The organism is Streptomyces triculaminicus, assembly GCF_017349075.1.
In the GTDB taxonomy this organism is placed as follows: domain Bacteria; phylum Actinomycetota; class Actinomycetes; order Streptomycetales; family Streptomycetaceae; genus Streptomyces; species Streptomyces triculaminicus.
This window is the reverse complement of record NZ_JAFMOF010000003.1, coordinates 1,087,253-1,099,156: the sequence shown is the minus strand read 5'-3', so window position 1 is coordinate 1,099,156 and position 11,904 is coordinate 1,087,253. Positions and strand designations below refer to the sequence as shown.

17 protein-coding genes are annotated in these 11,904 nt (G+C 72.4%); 8 read left to right on the top strand and 9 right to left on the bottom strand.

Annotated elements, in window-relative coordinates; translation table 11 throughout:
- Positions 1–23 precede the first annotated feature (23 nt).
- Positions 24–431, top strand: coding sequence for a peptide-methionine (R)-S-oxide reductase MsrB (gene msrB / locus J1792_RS23400; protein ID WP_086575141.1), 408 nt, complete (start codon positions 24–26; stop codon positions 429–431).
- A gap of 54 nt (positions 432–485) precedes the next feature.
- Here the strand turns inward: msrB and J1792_RS23395 are convergent, their stop codons facing one another.
- The 4 genes from J1792_RS23395 to J1792_RS23380 all read right to left on the bottom strand — a co-directional run bounded on the left by J1792_RS23395 (position 486) and on the right by J1792_RS23380 (position 4,261).
- Positions 486–776 (bottom strand): hypothetical protein, encoded by a 291-nt coding sequence (locus tag J1792_RS23395; protein ID WP_086575139.1) that lies wholly within the window; start codon positions 774–776, stop codon positions 486–488.
- A gap of 131 nt (positions 777–907) precedes the next feature.
- On the bottom strand, positions 908–2,653 hold the full coding sequence (treZ, locus tag J1792_RS23390; protein WP_086575137.1) for a malto-oligosyltrehalose trehalohydrolase: 1,746 nt from the start codon (positions 2,651–2,653) through the stop codon (positions 908–910).
- Between the two features lie 97 nt (positions 2,654–2,750).
- Entirely contained in the window at positions 2,751–3,419 is a 669-nt protein-coding gene (locus tag J1792_RS23385) for an ABC transporter (protein ID WP_207248102.1), read from the bottom strand.
- Positions 3,416–4,261: an ATP-binding cassette domain-containing protein gene (locus tag J1792_RS23380; protein ID WP_207248101.1), complete on the bottom strand. Its 846-nt coding sequence runs from the start codon at positions 4,259–4,261 to the stop codon at positions 3,416–3,418. Before J1792_RS23380 ends, J1792_RS23385 begins: the two co-directional genes overlap by 4 nt.
- A gap of 23 nt (positions 4,262–4,284) precedes the next feature.
- Here J1792_RS23380 and J1792_RS23375 point away from each other — a divergent pair, with 23 nt between their 5' ends.
- Positions 4,285–4,998, top strand: coding sequence for an aminoacyl-tRNA hydrolase (locus J1792_RS23375; protein WP_086574572.1), 714 nt, complete (start codon positions 4,285–4,287; stop codon positions 4,996–4,998).
- 318 nt (positions 4,999–5,316) lie between these two features.
- Positions 5,317–5,706, top strand: a complete 390-nt coding sequence (locus tag J1792_RS23370; protein ID WP_086574574.1) for an MmcQ/YjbR family DNA-binding protein — start codon at positions 5,317–5,319, stop codon at positions 5,704–5,706.
- Positions 5,707–5,830: 124 nt separating this feature from the next.
- Here J1792_RS23370 and J1792_RS23365 read toward each other — a convergent pair whose 3' ends face one another.
- The 3 genes from J1792_RS23365 to J1792_RS23355 form a co-directional block, all read right to left on the bottom strand.
- Complete coding sequence (locus tag J1792_RS23365; RefSeq protein ID WP_086574575.1) at positions 5,831–6,205, bottom strand: ester cyclase; 375 nt, start codon at positions 6,203–6,205, stop codon at positions 5,831–5,833.
- A gap of 32 nt (positions 6,206–6,237) precedes the next feature.
- Positions 6,238–6,645 carry a VOC family protein gene (locus J1792_RS23360; protein ID WP_086574577.1) on the bottom strand — a complete coding sequence of 136 codons (408 nt, stop codon included), beginning with the start codon at positions 6,643–6,645 and terminating at the stop codon, positions 6,238–6,240.
- A gap of 139 nt (positions 6,646–6,784) precedes the next feature.
- Positions 6,785–7,186 carry a VOC family protein gene (locus J1792_RS23355; RefSeq protein ID WP_086574580.1) on the bottom strand — a complete coding sequence of 134 codons (402 nt, stop codon included), beginning with the start codon at positions 7,184–7,186 and terminating at the stop codon, positions 6,785–6,787.
- A 130-nt stretch (positions 7,187–7,316) separates the two neighbouring features.
- Between J1792_RS23355 and J1792_RS23350 the strand changes: the two genes are divergently transcribed.
- Positions 7,317–7,661 carry a TfoX/Sxy family protein gene (locus J1792_RS23350; protein WP_242705328.1) on the top strand — a complete coding sequence of 115 codons (345 nt, stop codon included), beginning with the start codon at positions 7,317–7,319 and terminating at the stop codon, positions 7,659–7,661.
- Positions 7,662–7,800: 139 nt separating this feature from the next.
- On the opposite strand, the gene J1792_RS23345 is transcribed toward J1792_RS23350, so the two are convergent.
- The gene (locus tag J1792_RS23345; protein WP_086574596.1) at positions 7,801–8,277 is read right to left on the bottom strand and encodes a DUF5994 family protein; all 477 of its coding nucleotides are present in this window, start codon (positions 8,275–8,277) and stop codon (positions 7,801–7,803) included.
- A gap of 308 nt (positions 8,278–8,585) precedes the next feature.
- On the opposite strand from J1792_RS23345, the gene J1792_RS23340 reads away from it, so the two are divergent.
- The 3 genes from J1792_RS23340 (at position 8,586) to J1792_RS23330 (ending at position 10,179) form a co-directional block, all read left to right on the top strand.
- Entirely contained in the window at positions 8,586–9,146 is a 561-nt protein-coding gene (locus J1792_RS23340) for a DUF5994 family protein (protein ID WP_086574582.1), read from the top strand.
- Positions 9,147–9,414: 268 nt separating this feature from the next.
- A complete protein-coding gene (locus tag J1792_RS23335) occupies positions 9,415–9,705 on the top strand; it encodes a hypothetical protein (protein WP_086574584.1) in 291 nt (96 codons plus the stop codon).
- Between the two features lie 225 nt (positions 9,706–9,930).
- Positions 9,931–10,179, top strand: a complete 249-nt coding sequence (locus J1792_RS23330; protein ID WP_086574586.1) for a hypothetical protein — start codon at positions 9,931–9,933, stop codon at positions 10,177–10,179.
- Between the two features lie 54 nt (positions 10,180–10,233).
- On the opposite strand, the gene J1792_RS23325 is transcribed toward J1792_RS23330, so the two are convergent.
- Positions 10,234–10,476: a hypothetical protein gene (locus J1792_RS23325; protein WP_207248100.1), complete on the bottom strand. Its 243-nt coding sequence runs from the start codon at positions 10,474–10,476 to the stop codon at positions 10,234–10,236.
- Positions 10,477–10,632: 156 nt separating this feature from the next.
- Between J1792_RS23325 and J1792_RS23320 the strand changes: the two genes are divergently transcribed.
- A complete protein-coding gene (locus J1792_RS23320) occupies positions 10,633–11,895 on the top strand; it encodes a polysaccharide deacetylase family protein (RefSeq protein WP_242646354.1) in 1,263 nt (420 codons plus the stop codon).
- Positions 11,896–11,904 lie beyond the last annotated feature (9 nt).

The window sequence follows — 11,904 nt, the reverse complement described above, 5'->3', positions numbered from 1 at the left end:
AGCCGCGTTCCGAAAGGCGTGACATGGCGTACGAGGTCGAGAAGACGGACGAGCAGTGGCGCGCCGAGCTGAGTCCGGCGGAGTACGAGGTGCTCCGCCGGGCCGGCACCGAGCCCGCCTTCCGCGGCGAGTACACCGACACCAAGACGGCGGGCGTGTACGGCTGCCGGGCGTGCGGCGCCGAGTTGTTCCGCTCGACGGAGAAGTTCGAGAGCCACTGCGGCTGGCCGAGCTTCTTCGACCCCAAGGACTCCTCCGCCGTCGAGCTCCTCGAGGACCGCACGCACGGCATGGTCCGCACCGAGGTGCGCTGCGCCCGCTGCGGCTCCCACCTGGGCCACGTCTTCGAGGGTGAGGGCTACCCCACCCCCACGGACCAGCGGTACTGCATCAACTCCATCTCGCTGCGGCTGGAGCCGGAGGCGGGCTGAGGCCCGCCGGCAGGAGGCTGAGGCCGGCCGGGAGGCTCAGGAGGCCGAGGCCGGTCAGCGCAGCGCGGCGAGGCCCTTCTTCAGGTCGTCCGCGTTCATCACCGGGTGCAGTTCGACCTCGGCCTCCATCTCCGTGAAGAGCTTCTCGCAGACGGCGGGCATCTGCGAGGAGTCCTCCATGTCGAAGACCAGGAGGCAGGTGCGGCCCCCGTCCAGCGCGGTGAAGTAGGCGGCCTCCGGGTGGAGACGCTCGATCATCTCCTCGACGACCTTCGACAGGGTGCCGTTGCGGAGTGCTTCGTTCCCCGCGCGGGTGTCCATACGGGCCCTGAGCAGTGTGCGCATCGCCCCTCACTCCTTCGGTGCGGCGCGCCGTGCCCGGCGCCGTGGACCCGCGCTCGCGAAGGAACGGTCACGCCCCTCCCAGCGTCTCTCCGGCCCCGGGGGGCCGCAACCGCCCCTAGGGCGTGTCCGCCCTAGCACCGCAGGATCGCGGCGGACTCCGTCGGCAGGGTCAGGCCGCCGTCCTCGTCCGGCGGGGCCTGCGGCCGCCAGGCGGCCAGGACCTCCGCGCGGGCGCCGCCCGGTCCCAGCGGCACGCGCACGGGCCGGTCCGTGGGGTTGACGGCGACGACGAGCGGGCCGCGGCGGAAGGTCACCGTGCCGCCGGGGCCGACTGACAGGGCGTCGTAGTGCCACGTGGGGTCCGTCAGGGCGGCCTCGGCGTGCCGCAGGGCGATCAGGCGGCGGTACCAGGCGAGCAGCCGATCGTGCGGGGCGCGGCCGGGTTCGGTCCAGTCCAGGCAGGAGCGGTCGCGGGTGGCCGGGTCCTGGGGGTCGGGGATCTCGGCGGCGGGCCAGCCGTGGGCGGCGAACTCGCGGCGGCGGCCGGTGCGTACGGCCTCGGCGAGGGCGGGGTCGGTGTGGTCGGTGAAGTACTGCCAGGGCGTGCGGGCGCCCCATTCCTCGCCCATGAACAGCATCGGGGTGAAGGGCGCGCACAGCACGAGGGCCGCCGCGCACGCCAGCCGGCCCGGGGTCAGGTGCGCGGACAGCCGGTCGCCCAGGGCGCGGTTGCCGATCTGGTCGTGGGTCTGGGAGTAGCCCAGGAGCCGGTGGGCGGGGGTGGTGGCCGGGTCGAGCGGCCGGCCGTGGCGGCGGCCGCGGAAGGCGGAGCGGGTGCCGTCGTGGAAGAAGCCGCCGCGCAGCGTCTTGGCCAGGGCGTGCGCGGGGTCGGCGGCGAAGTCGGCGTAGTAGGCCTGGGACTCGCCGGTCAGGGCGGTGTGCAGGGCGTGGTGGAAGTCGTCGTTCCACTGGGCGTGCAGGCCCAGGCCGCCGGCCTCGCGCGGGGTGGTGGTGGCCGGGTCGTTGAGGTCGGACTCGGCGATGAGGAACAGCGGCCGCTCCAGCCGGGCGGCCAGGGCGTCGACCGCCGCCGACAGCTCCGCCAGGAAGTGCTTCGGCCCGGTGTCGGCCAGCGCGTGCACCGCGTCCAGCCGCAGCCCGTCGAGGCGGTAGTCGCGCAGCCAGGCCAGCGCGCTGCCGGTCAGGTACGCCCGTACCTCCGCCGAGCCGGGCGCGTCGAGGTTCACGGCGGCGCCCCAGGGCGTGTGGTGGGTGTCGGTGAAGTAGGGCCCGAACGCGGGCAGGTGGTTGCCGGAGGGGCCCAGGTGGTTGTGCACCACGTCGAGGACGACGCCCAGGCCCAGCCCGTGCGCGGCGTCCACGAACCGGTGCAGGCCCTCGGGGCCGCCGTAGGGCTCGTGCACGGCCCAGGGGGCCACGCCGTCGTAGCCCCAGCCGTGTGTGCCGGGGAAGGGGCAGACGGGCATCAGTTCGACGTGGGTGACGCCCAGGCCGGCGAGGTGGGGCAGCCGGGCGGCGGCCGCGTCGAAGGTGCCCTCGGGGGTGAAGGTGCCGGTGTGGAGCTCGTAGAGCACCGCTCCCGGCAGCGGGCGGCCGGGCCAGGGGTGACGCCAGGCGAAGCGGGTGAAGTCGACGACCGCGCCCGGCCCTTCGGGGCCGTCCGGCAGCCGTCGCGCGCGGGGGTCGGGCAGGACCGGGCCCCCGTCGAGGGCGAAGCCGTAGCGGGTGCCGTCGGCGGCGGGCGCCTCGCGGCGCCACCAGCCGTCGCGGGAGGGGTGACGCTCCATCGGGTCCGTGCGGCCGTCCGTCCACAGGGCGACCCGGGCGGCCTGCGGCGCCCACACCTCGAACAGCACGGGCGGCTCCTCTCGACGAAGTCCCGGAGAACGTGGTGTCCATGGTGCCGTCCGGCGGCCGCCCGCGACACGGGGCCCGGGCCCCTCGGGCGAGGCCTCAGCCGCGCCGGCCGCTCGCCGCGCAGGCCACCGCCGTGGCGCCCGCCGCCAGGACGGCCGCGGCGGTGAGGGGCAGCAGGGGCAGGTGGACGGAGCCGTCGCGGGAGCCGGTGACGAGACCCTCCACGGCGGCCATGGCCGGCGAGACCCCGGCGAAGAGCACCAGGAACACGGCGAGCACGGTGGCCGGAACGGCCTGTGCCGTGCTGCGCAGCAGCGGCCGGTTGCACAGCGCCCCCACCGCCACGCCCAGCAGCGCGCAGGCCAGGGCCGCCGCCAGTCCCGCCCGGAGCGCGGGCCAGAAGGGGACGGCCACCGCGCGGTCGGCGCTGCTCGGGGCGCTGACGGCGGCGACGAGGGCGGCGCAGACCGTGCCGAGGGCGGCCGAGGCGAGCAGCGCCGTGAGGACCGCGGCGAGGTGGGTGCGGCCCGGTCCGGCCGCGGCGGCGGAGCAGTCGCGGGCGGCGGGCGGCTCGTTGGTGACGCACACCCGCGTCAGCCAGGCGGCCGTGGGCACGAGCGCGGCGGCGGCGATGCCGAGGGCGCCCAGCACCGGCTCCCCCACGCGCACCCCGACGGCCAGGAAGGCGGCGTGGAGCAGGAGCGGCGCGAGCCACCGGTGCGAGCGGATCAGCAACGCGGTCTGGTAGCGCAGCAGGGCGGTCATCGGTTCGTCTCCCGTGGGGTCACCGCGTGGATGTGCCAGGGCGGCCGGGCCGCGAGGAGCGCGCGCAGGAGCTCGTCGGAGTGCGCGCCGGCGACCGTCAGCCGCAGGGCGCCGGGCCGCCCGCCGGGGGCGGGTTCGCACGCGGGGTCGCCGGGCAGGGCCGGCGGGAGGGCGGCGCCGGGCGGGCCCTCCGCCTCTATCCGCACGCGGTCCTCCGCGACGGGGGCAGGGTGCCCGTCGCGTCGCAGCCGCCCGTCCTCGACGCGGAAGACGGTGTGCGCCGCGTCGGCCAGGCGCCCGGGGTCGTGGTCGACGAAGACGACGGTGCCCCCGGCGGCGACGCGGTCGGTGACCGCCCGGTCCAGGATGGTCCGGGAGGCCGGGTCCAGGCCCGTCCATGCCTCGTCCAGTACGAGCAGGCCCGGCGCGGCGAGCAGGCCCTGGGCCACGGCGACCTTCTGGCTGGTGCCCTTGGAGAGTTGGGACAGGCGGGTACGGGCGTGGTGGCCGGCGCCGAACCTCTCCAGCCACTCCCCGGCGGCCCGGGCGGCGGCGGCCCGTCCCAGGCCGTGCACGCGGCCCATCGCGGTGAGGTAGCCGGCCGCCGTGAAGGGCAGGGCGGCGGGGAAGCGTTCGGGGACGTAGGCGGTGCGCGGCCGGCCCTCGACGCGGCCCGCGTTCGGTGCGTCGATGCCGGCGAGCACCCGCAGCAGGGTGGACTTGCCGCTGCCGTTGGCGCCCGTGACGCGCAGCAGCGCGCCTTCGGGGAGCTCCATGTCGACATCGCGCACCACCCACGGGCCGCCGATTCCATAGCGGCGCCCGACCCCCGTCAGCCTCATGGGCCCCACGGTAGCGTGGGGGTGTGACCAGCTCAGAGACCGCTTCCGTGCTTCCCCAGGACCCTCGCGACGACGCGCCGCAGTTCGTCCTCCCGCTCGTCGTGCGGGTGGAGAAGGCCGCCCCGCCCGCCCGTACCGACGCCCTGGAGACGGCGGCGCGGGCGGTGCTCACGCTGCTGTCGGACGAGCGGGCGACCGCCGAGGACGGCGAGTGGGCGCGGGCCGTACGGGACTGGCAGGACGCGCGGATCCGCAAGGTGGTGCGGCGGGCGCGGGGCGCGGAGTGGCGCAAGGCGTCCGCGCTGCCGGGGATCACGGTGGCGGGCGCGGCCGCCGAGGTGCGGGTCTTCCCGCCCGTTCCGCTGGACGGCTGGCCGAAGGAGCTCGTCAAGCTGCAGGTGTCGGGCACGGATCTGGACGACCCGGAGCCGCCGGCCGCGCCGGACGCCGGGCGGCCGGTGCTGTGGCTGAACCCGGCGCTGGAGATGTCGGCGGGCAAGGCCATGGCGCAGGCCGGGCACGGTGCGCAGCTGGCGTGGTGGGCGCTGGACGACGCGGCCCGCGAGGTCTGGCGGAAGGACGGCTTCGCCCTGTCGGTGCGGACCGCGGACCCGGCGCGCTGGGCGGAGCTGACGGGCAGCGGGCTACCGGTGGTACGCGACGCGGGTTTCACCGAGATCGCGCCGGGTTCGGCGACGGTGATCGCCGACCACCCGGCGCTGCACGGACGTTCCTGAGGATTGTTCCTCATTCGGTGACGGCTCGGACATCCTGCTGGCGCGCGGCCCCTCGCCGCCCCGGTCGTGGTGGACCGAAAACGGCTTTACGCTTCTTTCCGTGCGAACCGGGCGCGAAGGCCGGGCCGGAGCCCGGCCGGAGACCGTCCACAGCAGGCGAGCGAAATCACCCTGACGGGGGCCGGGCGGGTCGGAGGGGTGACGTAGGCGGGGAGAGCCGGCGCCCGGATGCGGCTCGGGCCGGCCCCACCACGTGGCGGCGCACACCCCCGCTGTGAGCCGCCCCCCCCGGCCACCACCTGCACGAAGGACGGAACCATGCCCCTTGAAGAAGTCGCGGTGCTCGCGCTCGCGTTGCCCGAGACGGTGGAGGAGGAGCCGTACGGCCCTCGTCGGCCGGTGTTCAAAGTCGGCGGCAGTATCTTCGCCCTGCTCGCGGAGGCGACCAAGGAACACCCCGAGCAGGTGACCCTCAAGTGCGAACCCGGCCTCGCCCTGCACCTGCGCGAGCAGTACGAGGGGATCCGCTCCTGGTACGAGGGACGCCGCTGGCACTGGATCACCGTCCCCCTCGACGGCACGGTGCCCGCCGAGGAGCTCACCGACATGGTCGCTCACGCCTGGGAGGGCGTGGTGGCCGGACTGCCCCCCGCCACGCGCGACCGTCTGCACCGGAGTTCCGCGGCCCGGTCCCGAAAGGCCGGGTAACCGTCGAGTCCTCTGAGCACCGGTGTGACCGAACGGGCCCGGCCTGCGTCCTTACGTCACGTAGCTGACCGACCGGGCCGCGGGCCGGCGGGCACCGAGGCTCCGTCTGTGCTCAGGGGAGATGTCATTGTCCGCCGAGGTAGTCGGTCTGTGAGGCGATCCGGTCCCCGCGCAGTCGCAGGACCGAGCAGAAGCCGGCGGTGACCGCCTCTCCCGCCGGAGGCAGGCCCGGGTGTGCCCCGGAGCTGGTTCCCGCGAAGCCGTACTCGACGGCGACGGCATCCCCGTCGGCGATGATCCGCTTGATGGTGAACTTCCGGTCGGGAACGGCACCGGCGTACTCCCGCAGGTGGCGCACGAAGGCGTCCCGGCCGGTGAAGGCGAGCCCGAAGGGCCCGCACTCGTAGGTGGTGTCGTCGGTGTACAGCTCGCCGAACCGGTCGAAGTCCTGGTCGTTGTAGGCGTTCGCCCACGTGCGGACGAACATGTCGCTGTTCATGGTTGTTGTCTCTCGGTTGTCCGGACCCCGGGTCAGGCGTATTTGCCGAGGTCGCTGGCCTGGAAGGCGGCCTGGTCGTTGATGCCGACGACGTAGCCGTCCGGGTCGCGGAAGTAGAACATGCGCTGGCCGGTGTGGTCGGTGCCGGTGTCCTTGACGATCTCGGCGTGCCGGGAGATGCGGTCGTGGGCGCCGTCGAAGTCGTCCACGCCGAGGTAGAACATGCCGGCGAAGCCGATGGGGGTGTCGGCCAGGACGGGCAGCCAGTCCTTCAAGTCGGCGTTGCTGTAGAGCATGGCGCAGAATCCGCCCTGGTAGAGCAGCATGTGGATGTCGTCGCCGGGGCGAGCGGTGCTGGAATCGACGTCGAAACCGAGCTGTTTGTAGAACGCGATGCTGGCCGCGGTGTCCTTGACACTCAGGCAGGGAGCGAACGGCATGCATCCTCCATGGTCGGGGGTGCGGCCTTCACCGGCGAGCAGGGGCACCTCGCGGTTCCTTTCTCCGCCGGTGGGGGCGGAGGTGCACTCCGGGGGCAGCCGTCCTGGTGAGAGCAACCGCTGTGAGCGGCTGGGGTCGTCAGTGGGTGCTGCTGATGCAGAAGGGCTGGCCGGAGGGGTCGAGCAGAACGGTCCAGTGGTCCCCGCCCGGCTGGTGGGCGAGCTTGGTGGCACCCAGTTCCAGGAGCCGCTTCTCCGCCGCCTCGACGTCGTCGAACCTGATGTCCATGTGGAAGGGAAGTTCGTCCTGGGGCCAGGTGGGGGCCTTGAACGACGTCGCGGACCAGAAGACGTACATCATGTCGCCGACCCACACGGGGAAGGCCGCCGGGTTGCCGTCCTCGTCCCGGTACGGCTCGGAGACCTGCGCACCGAGGGCGGCGGCATAGAACTCCGCGAGCTCGCCTCCGTCCTCGGCCCAGATCGCGTGCGACAGGACCTTGCCGCTCAGGGCACTGTTGCCGGCGTGTGTGTCGGCCATGGTCTTCTCCTCTTGCTGCGGATCGGCTGGGCGGAGTTTCGCCTTCCGGAGACGACCGTAACGAGCATGCAGGGCGAGGAATGTCCTATATGACTCGTGGTGGGGAGTGCACGAGCGAGTGCCGTGACGCGTGGGTAACGTGAGGGCCACGGCCTATGACGAGGTGCTCGCGGAACGGGTGCGAGAGCTGCTGGAGGAGACCGACGCGGTCGTCGCGAAGAAGATGTTCGGCGGACTCGTCTTCATGGTGCGGGGGAACACGGCGGTCGGTGTGGTCGGCGACGACCTGCTGGTGCGCGTCGCCCCGGAGGCCACTCCGCAGGCTCTCGCCCAGCCCGGCGCGCGGCCGTACGAGTTCCGCGGCCGGATCTCGAAAGGGTGGGTGCTGGTGGCGGGGGAGGTCCTCGACGACGACGTCCTGGACGGCTGGCTGCACCTGGGCCGGGAAGCCGCTGCCGCACTCCCGCCCAAGTGAGCCGGGCGATCCGGCTGTCGTGACGAACCCCGCCCGGTGCACGGTGGTGAAGCGGGCTGTGGGGGGCGGCGAGGAAGGCGCGGTTCTTCGCCCCGGCTGTCCTTCCTCGGCCGACCGGATGCCATTGCTGCCCGGGCGTTCAGGTCCGCGGGGTGCTGCCGGTGTCGATGAGGATCTGTTCGGCCTGGGTGACGTTGTCGGCCCGTACGGCTTTGGCCATTGCGGCTCGTGCCGCGTCGGGTGCCGCGTCGGGCGGGATCACCAGCAGGGCGAAGTGATCGTTGTCGCCCCGGGTGATGAGGACCGTGTCGTCACCGACGGGGAAGGAGTCGATGTGCACGACCCGGTCGTCGACGGTCAGCCGCGTCGGGAGCTCCTCCCAGGCACTCCCGTCCAGGCCCACGCGCATGATGGGCCCGAGGTGCTCGGTCAGGGCGCTGATCAGACCGGGAAGCTCGGCCTGGATGTCGCGGGAACGCGGCCACCACGCGCCGTCCAGGACTCCCCCGCGCTCGTGCGTCGTCTCCAGCCGCAGGAGCGCCGTCCCCGGTCTCACGGCATGGTGAATCGCGTCCGGCAGAAGCCCGGGAAGGCGTGGGGTGTCGGAATCGGCCATGGTGTGCTCGCCTGTCTCCGAGAATTCCGCGCATTCGCCCGTCGTCCGGCGATGTGCCGGCAGCACCGGGCGAAGCGTTCCTGGAAACCCCACCGTACTCCGCAGGCCGGCAGCAGGGTCGCCCCACAGGGCCGTCGCACGGCCGCGTTCCCGCAAGGTTGCCTGGTCGAGCGAGGCCTGCGGACCGCCTCCCGGAGATAGGGTGGGGAGACCGGGAATACTTCGTACACCGGCCTCCATGCGGGTGTCGTTCCCGGCGAGTCACCATGCCGGGCCGCCGACGGCGCGCCCGGGGCAGGGTTCGTATCATGGCTGCCGCCATCGACCGTACGATCACCGACGAGCACGCTCCTTCGCCGCCGGCTCGCCTTTCCCTGACGCCAGGGACGATGCGGGGGCTTCTGGACGGTGCCTGGTGGCCCCGCTCGCGTGACCTCTCCCGCGAGCTCCCCGCACTGGCGGAAAGGCTGGCCCACTCCTGGGGGCGGGTCACCCGCGTCACGGTGAATCCGGCCTTCTGGCCCGTGATCCCGCGCAAGGTTCCCGTCACCGGGCACACGGTGCACGTGGGGTGGTTCACCAATGAGCAGGACCCGCACAAGCTCCTCGTGTTCTCCTGCACCGCGGACCGCCTGGACCTGCTGATCATCCCGCCGGAGACCGCCCCGGCCGCGGCCGCCCGGCTGATGTCCGCCGCGACTACCCCCGGAAGCCTCCTCACCGCGAGCAGGCTGATGGAGGACGAGCGGGCGGCCGACGACGCGACGGAGTCACGGGACCGCGAAGAGGAATGGGAGACCGAGGGCGGGACCGCGCCACCACCGGCCGGGAACCCGACCGGACCTCCGCGCTCCGCCCGAGGGATGTGAGGGCAGTGGAGATCGCCGTCACCCTGGCCGTGATCCCGGGCCTGATCGCTGTGGGAGCCCCGCCGACCCGCCGGCGGGGCTCCCGGCACGACGAAAGGATCGCAGGCTTCCGCCACAGCGGCGTCCTGCCGTGGCGCGACAGCAGAAGCCGGAAGCGCCCCCGGTCGACCATCGACCCCGCCGGCCCCCTCCTCGCCCGTAACCGCCGCGCACAACCACGCGGGGACCGTGAACACCGCCGGATCTCCTCCGGACGGAGGCGTCGAACATGACCTCCGCACACACCACGCCCACCCCTGTACCAGCGGATCCGGTGCCCCCGACGGGGTACGCCGACATTCGCATCGTCGCCGCGTCCCCCGAGACCGCCCGCCGCGTCGCGGAAGTCCTCCGGAACTGCTTCGATTCCACCGAACAACGCAGCTACCCGGCCGGCCGCGAAGGCGGTACCCGGCTCCACCTCACCGTGGACACCACGCATCCCGCCGAACCCGCGCGATCCTGGCTGGCGACCAGCCGGGCTTCGGCTGCCGACCGCCCACAGCACGGCGACGCCTGAACAGCCCATGCCGTGCATGCCCTGCACGAGCCCCCGGGTCGGCGGGCCGAGAGGCATCGGTCAATCGCCACCTCGACTTGCCCGGCTTCACCCCGCGTGAAGGAGGCTCCGCTCCGCCCTCTGCCAGGCCGCCGTGAACAGGAGCAGGGCCCCGGCCGGCGGACGCCGCGGCCTCCCCTCGCCCCCGGAGGGCGAAGCCCGCGAAACGACCGTACCGTTGGCCCCATGAGCGTCTTCATCAAGCTGGTGGAGAACCGGCCGCCAAAGGAATACGCGAACGAGCGCAGGGCGGATATCTCCTACGACGACACCGTCGAAGGGAATTCCGAGATCACGTACCAATACGACCTACTTCCCGCCGGGGCCCTGAGAGTCCTCCGGGTCACGAGAGGAGAGGAAGCCGTCATCCATGCGGTCTACGCCCCGGGCCTGTGGTTCCGCGTCGAGGGCCTCTGCCGCGGCACTACGGAATAGCGGCCCGAACAGGGCCCGAACAGAAAACCTCATACCTCGACTGCCGGAACGAGGTCACACCGCGGGAGCGACCGCACAAGATCTACCGACCGAGCCGAACGCGGCTGCCTGGACCAGCGTCCCAACCAGGTAGCTGCACCGGACATCGACGTACACGCAGCAGAACTCCGGCCACGACAAGCGCGCACCCATCGCCCGGTCGTCGGCCTCCTGGCGCTCCGCCTTCTCCAGCGAGCCGTCGGGCTCGCAGGAGAGCCGGCAGTACAAAGCCGCCCTTTTCGGGATGAAGACGTTCATAACTACACACCCCTAGTACACGAGTTATGCCGAGGGTCAGGGAGATCGCGCCCGGCTCGTGCACGGTGGTCGCGGACCATCCCGGGCTGCGGAGCGGTCGCACGGGCCTGTGATACTGGCGCCGAAACACATGTACCGGCGCACAGGAGCACGAAGTTGTCGAAGAGGTCTCTGTACGGGGGGACGGCTCTGGGCGCCGCGTGCGTGGCCGTGGCCCTCGTGGTCGCGCTGACGCAGGGCGATACCGGCGGGGACGGCCGCAAGGACGCCTCCGCCTCCTCCGCGTCGAAGCCGGACGGCGAGGCGAAGGAGAAGGCCAACGGCGGCAAGAAGCCGGAAGAGGTGTGGGACGGGAAGGTCAGGGTCCTCGGGGACGGCTCGACGTCCTACACCGGTCCGCAGCCGAAGGTGGCCAAGCCCGAGAAGCTGAAGCCGGGCGAGAAGCCGCCGCAGTTCGTCGTCTTCTCCTGGGACGGCGCCCTGGAGAACGACGACAAGCTCTTCTCCCACTTCCGCGCGGTCGCCCGGCAGAACAACGCGCAGATGACCTACTTCCTGACCGGCATCTACCTGCTGCCGAAGGCGGACCGGCAGAAGTACCTGCCGCCCAAGCACAAGCCGGGCGACGCGGCCATCGACTTCACCTCCGACGCGCACATCAAGGACACCCTGGCCCAGCTGCGCGGCGCGTGGCTGGAGGGCAACGAGATAGGCACGCACTTCAACGGCCACTTCTGCGGCAAGAACGGCGGCGGGGACTGGAGCACCGAGGAGTGGAAGAAGGAGATAGAGCAGTCCTACGCGTTCGTGCAGAACTGGAAGACGAACACCGGCTTCAAGAGCCTGCCCCCGCTGCCCTTCGACTACGAGAAGGAGCTCGTCGGCGGCCGCGCCCCCTGCCTGGAGGGGCAGAAGACGCTCATACCGGCGGCCAAGTCCTTCGGCTGGCGCTACGACGCCAGCTCCCCCGGCGACTTCCAGCTGTGGCCGTCGCAGATCGACGGCATCTGGAACTTCCCGCTGCAGCTGCTGCCCTACCCCAAGAGCGAGCGCCAGGTCCTCTCGATGGACTTCAACTTCCTCTTCAACCAGTCCGGTGACAACACCAACGGCGATCCCGCCAAGCGCGCGGCATGGCAGAAGGAGACCACCGAGGGGTACCTCAACGGCTTCAACCGCGTCTACAACGGCAGCCGCGCCCCGCTGTTCATCGGCAACCACTTCGAGACCTGGAACGGGGGCATCTACATGAAGGCCATGGAGGACGTGATGAAGGACGTCTGCCGCCGGGACGGGGTGCGCTGCGTCTCCTTCCGGCAGGTGGCCGACTGGCTGGACGCCCAGGACCCGAAGGTGCTCGCCAAGCTGCGCGGGCTGGACCCCGCGCAGTCCCCGGACTGGAAGACCTTCATCAAGTAGCCGGCGGGG

Bases quoted from the DNA above. Each gene is read 5' to 3' on its own strand.
- msrB (WP_086575141.1), top strand. From the start codon at position 24: ATGGCGTACGAGGTCGAGAAGACGGACGAGCAGTGGCGCGCCGAGCTG.
- J1792_RS23395 (WP_086575139.1), bottom strand. From the start codon at position 776: ATGCGCACACTGCTCAGGGCCCGTATGGACACCCGCGCGGGGAACGAA.
- J1792_RS23385 (WP_207248102.1), bottom strand. From the start codon at position 3,419: ATGACCGCCCTGCTGCGCTACCAGACCGCGTTGCTGATCCGCTCGCAC.
- J1792_RS23380 (WP_207248101.1), bottom strand. From the start codon at position 4,261: ATGAGGCTGACGGGGGTCGGGCGCCGCTATGGAATCGGCGGCCCGTGG.
- J1792_RS23370 (WP_086574574.1), top strand. From the start codon at position 5,317: ATGCCCCTTGAAGAAGTCGCGGTGCTCGCGCTCGCGTTGCCCGAGACG.
- J1792_RS23365 (WP_086574575.1), bottom strand. From the start codon at position 6,205: ATGAACAGCGACATGTTCGTCCGCACGTGGGCGAACGCCTACAACGAC.
- J1792_RS23360 (WP_086574577.1), bottom strand. From the start codon at position 6,645: ATGCCGTTCGCTCCCTGCCTGAGTGTCAAGGACACCGCGGCCAGCATC.
- J1792_RS23355 (WP_086574580.1), bottom strand. From the start codon at position 7,186: ATGGCCGACACACACGCCGGCAACAGTGCCCTGAGCGGCAAGGTCCTG.
- J1792_RS23345 (WP_086574596.1), bottom strand. From the start codon at position 8,277: ATGGCCGATTCCGACACCCCACGCCTTCCCGGGCTTCTGCCGGACGCG.
- J1792_RS23340 (WP_086574582.1), top strand. From the start codon at position 8,586: ATGGCTGCCGCCATCGACCGTACGATCACCGACGAGCACGCTCCTTCG.
- J1792_RS23335 (WP_086574584.1), top strand. From the start codon at position 9,415: ATGACCTCCGCACACACCACGCCCACCCCTGTACCAGCGGATCCGGTG.
- J1792_RS23330 (WP_086574586.1), top strand. From the start codon at position 9,931: ATGAGCGTCTTCATCAAGCTGGTGGAGAACCGGCCGCCAAAGGAATAC.
- J1792_RS23325 (WP_207248100.1), bottom strand. From the start codon at position 10,476: ATGAACGTCTTCATCCCGAAAAGGGCGGCTTTGTACTGCCGGCTCTCC.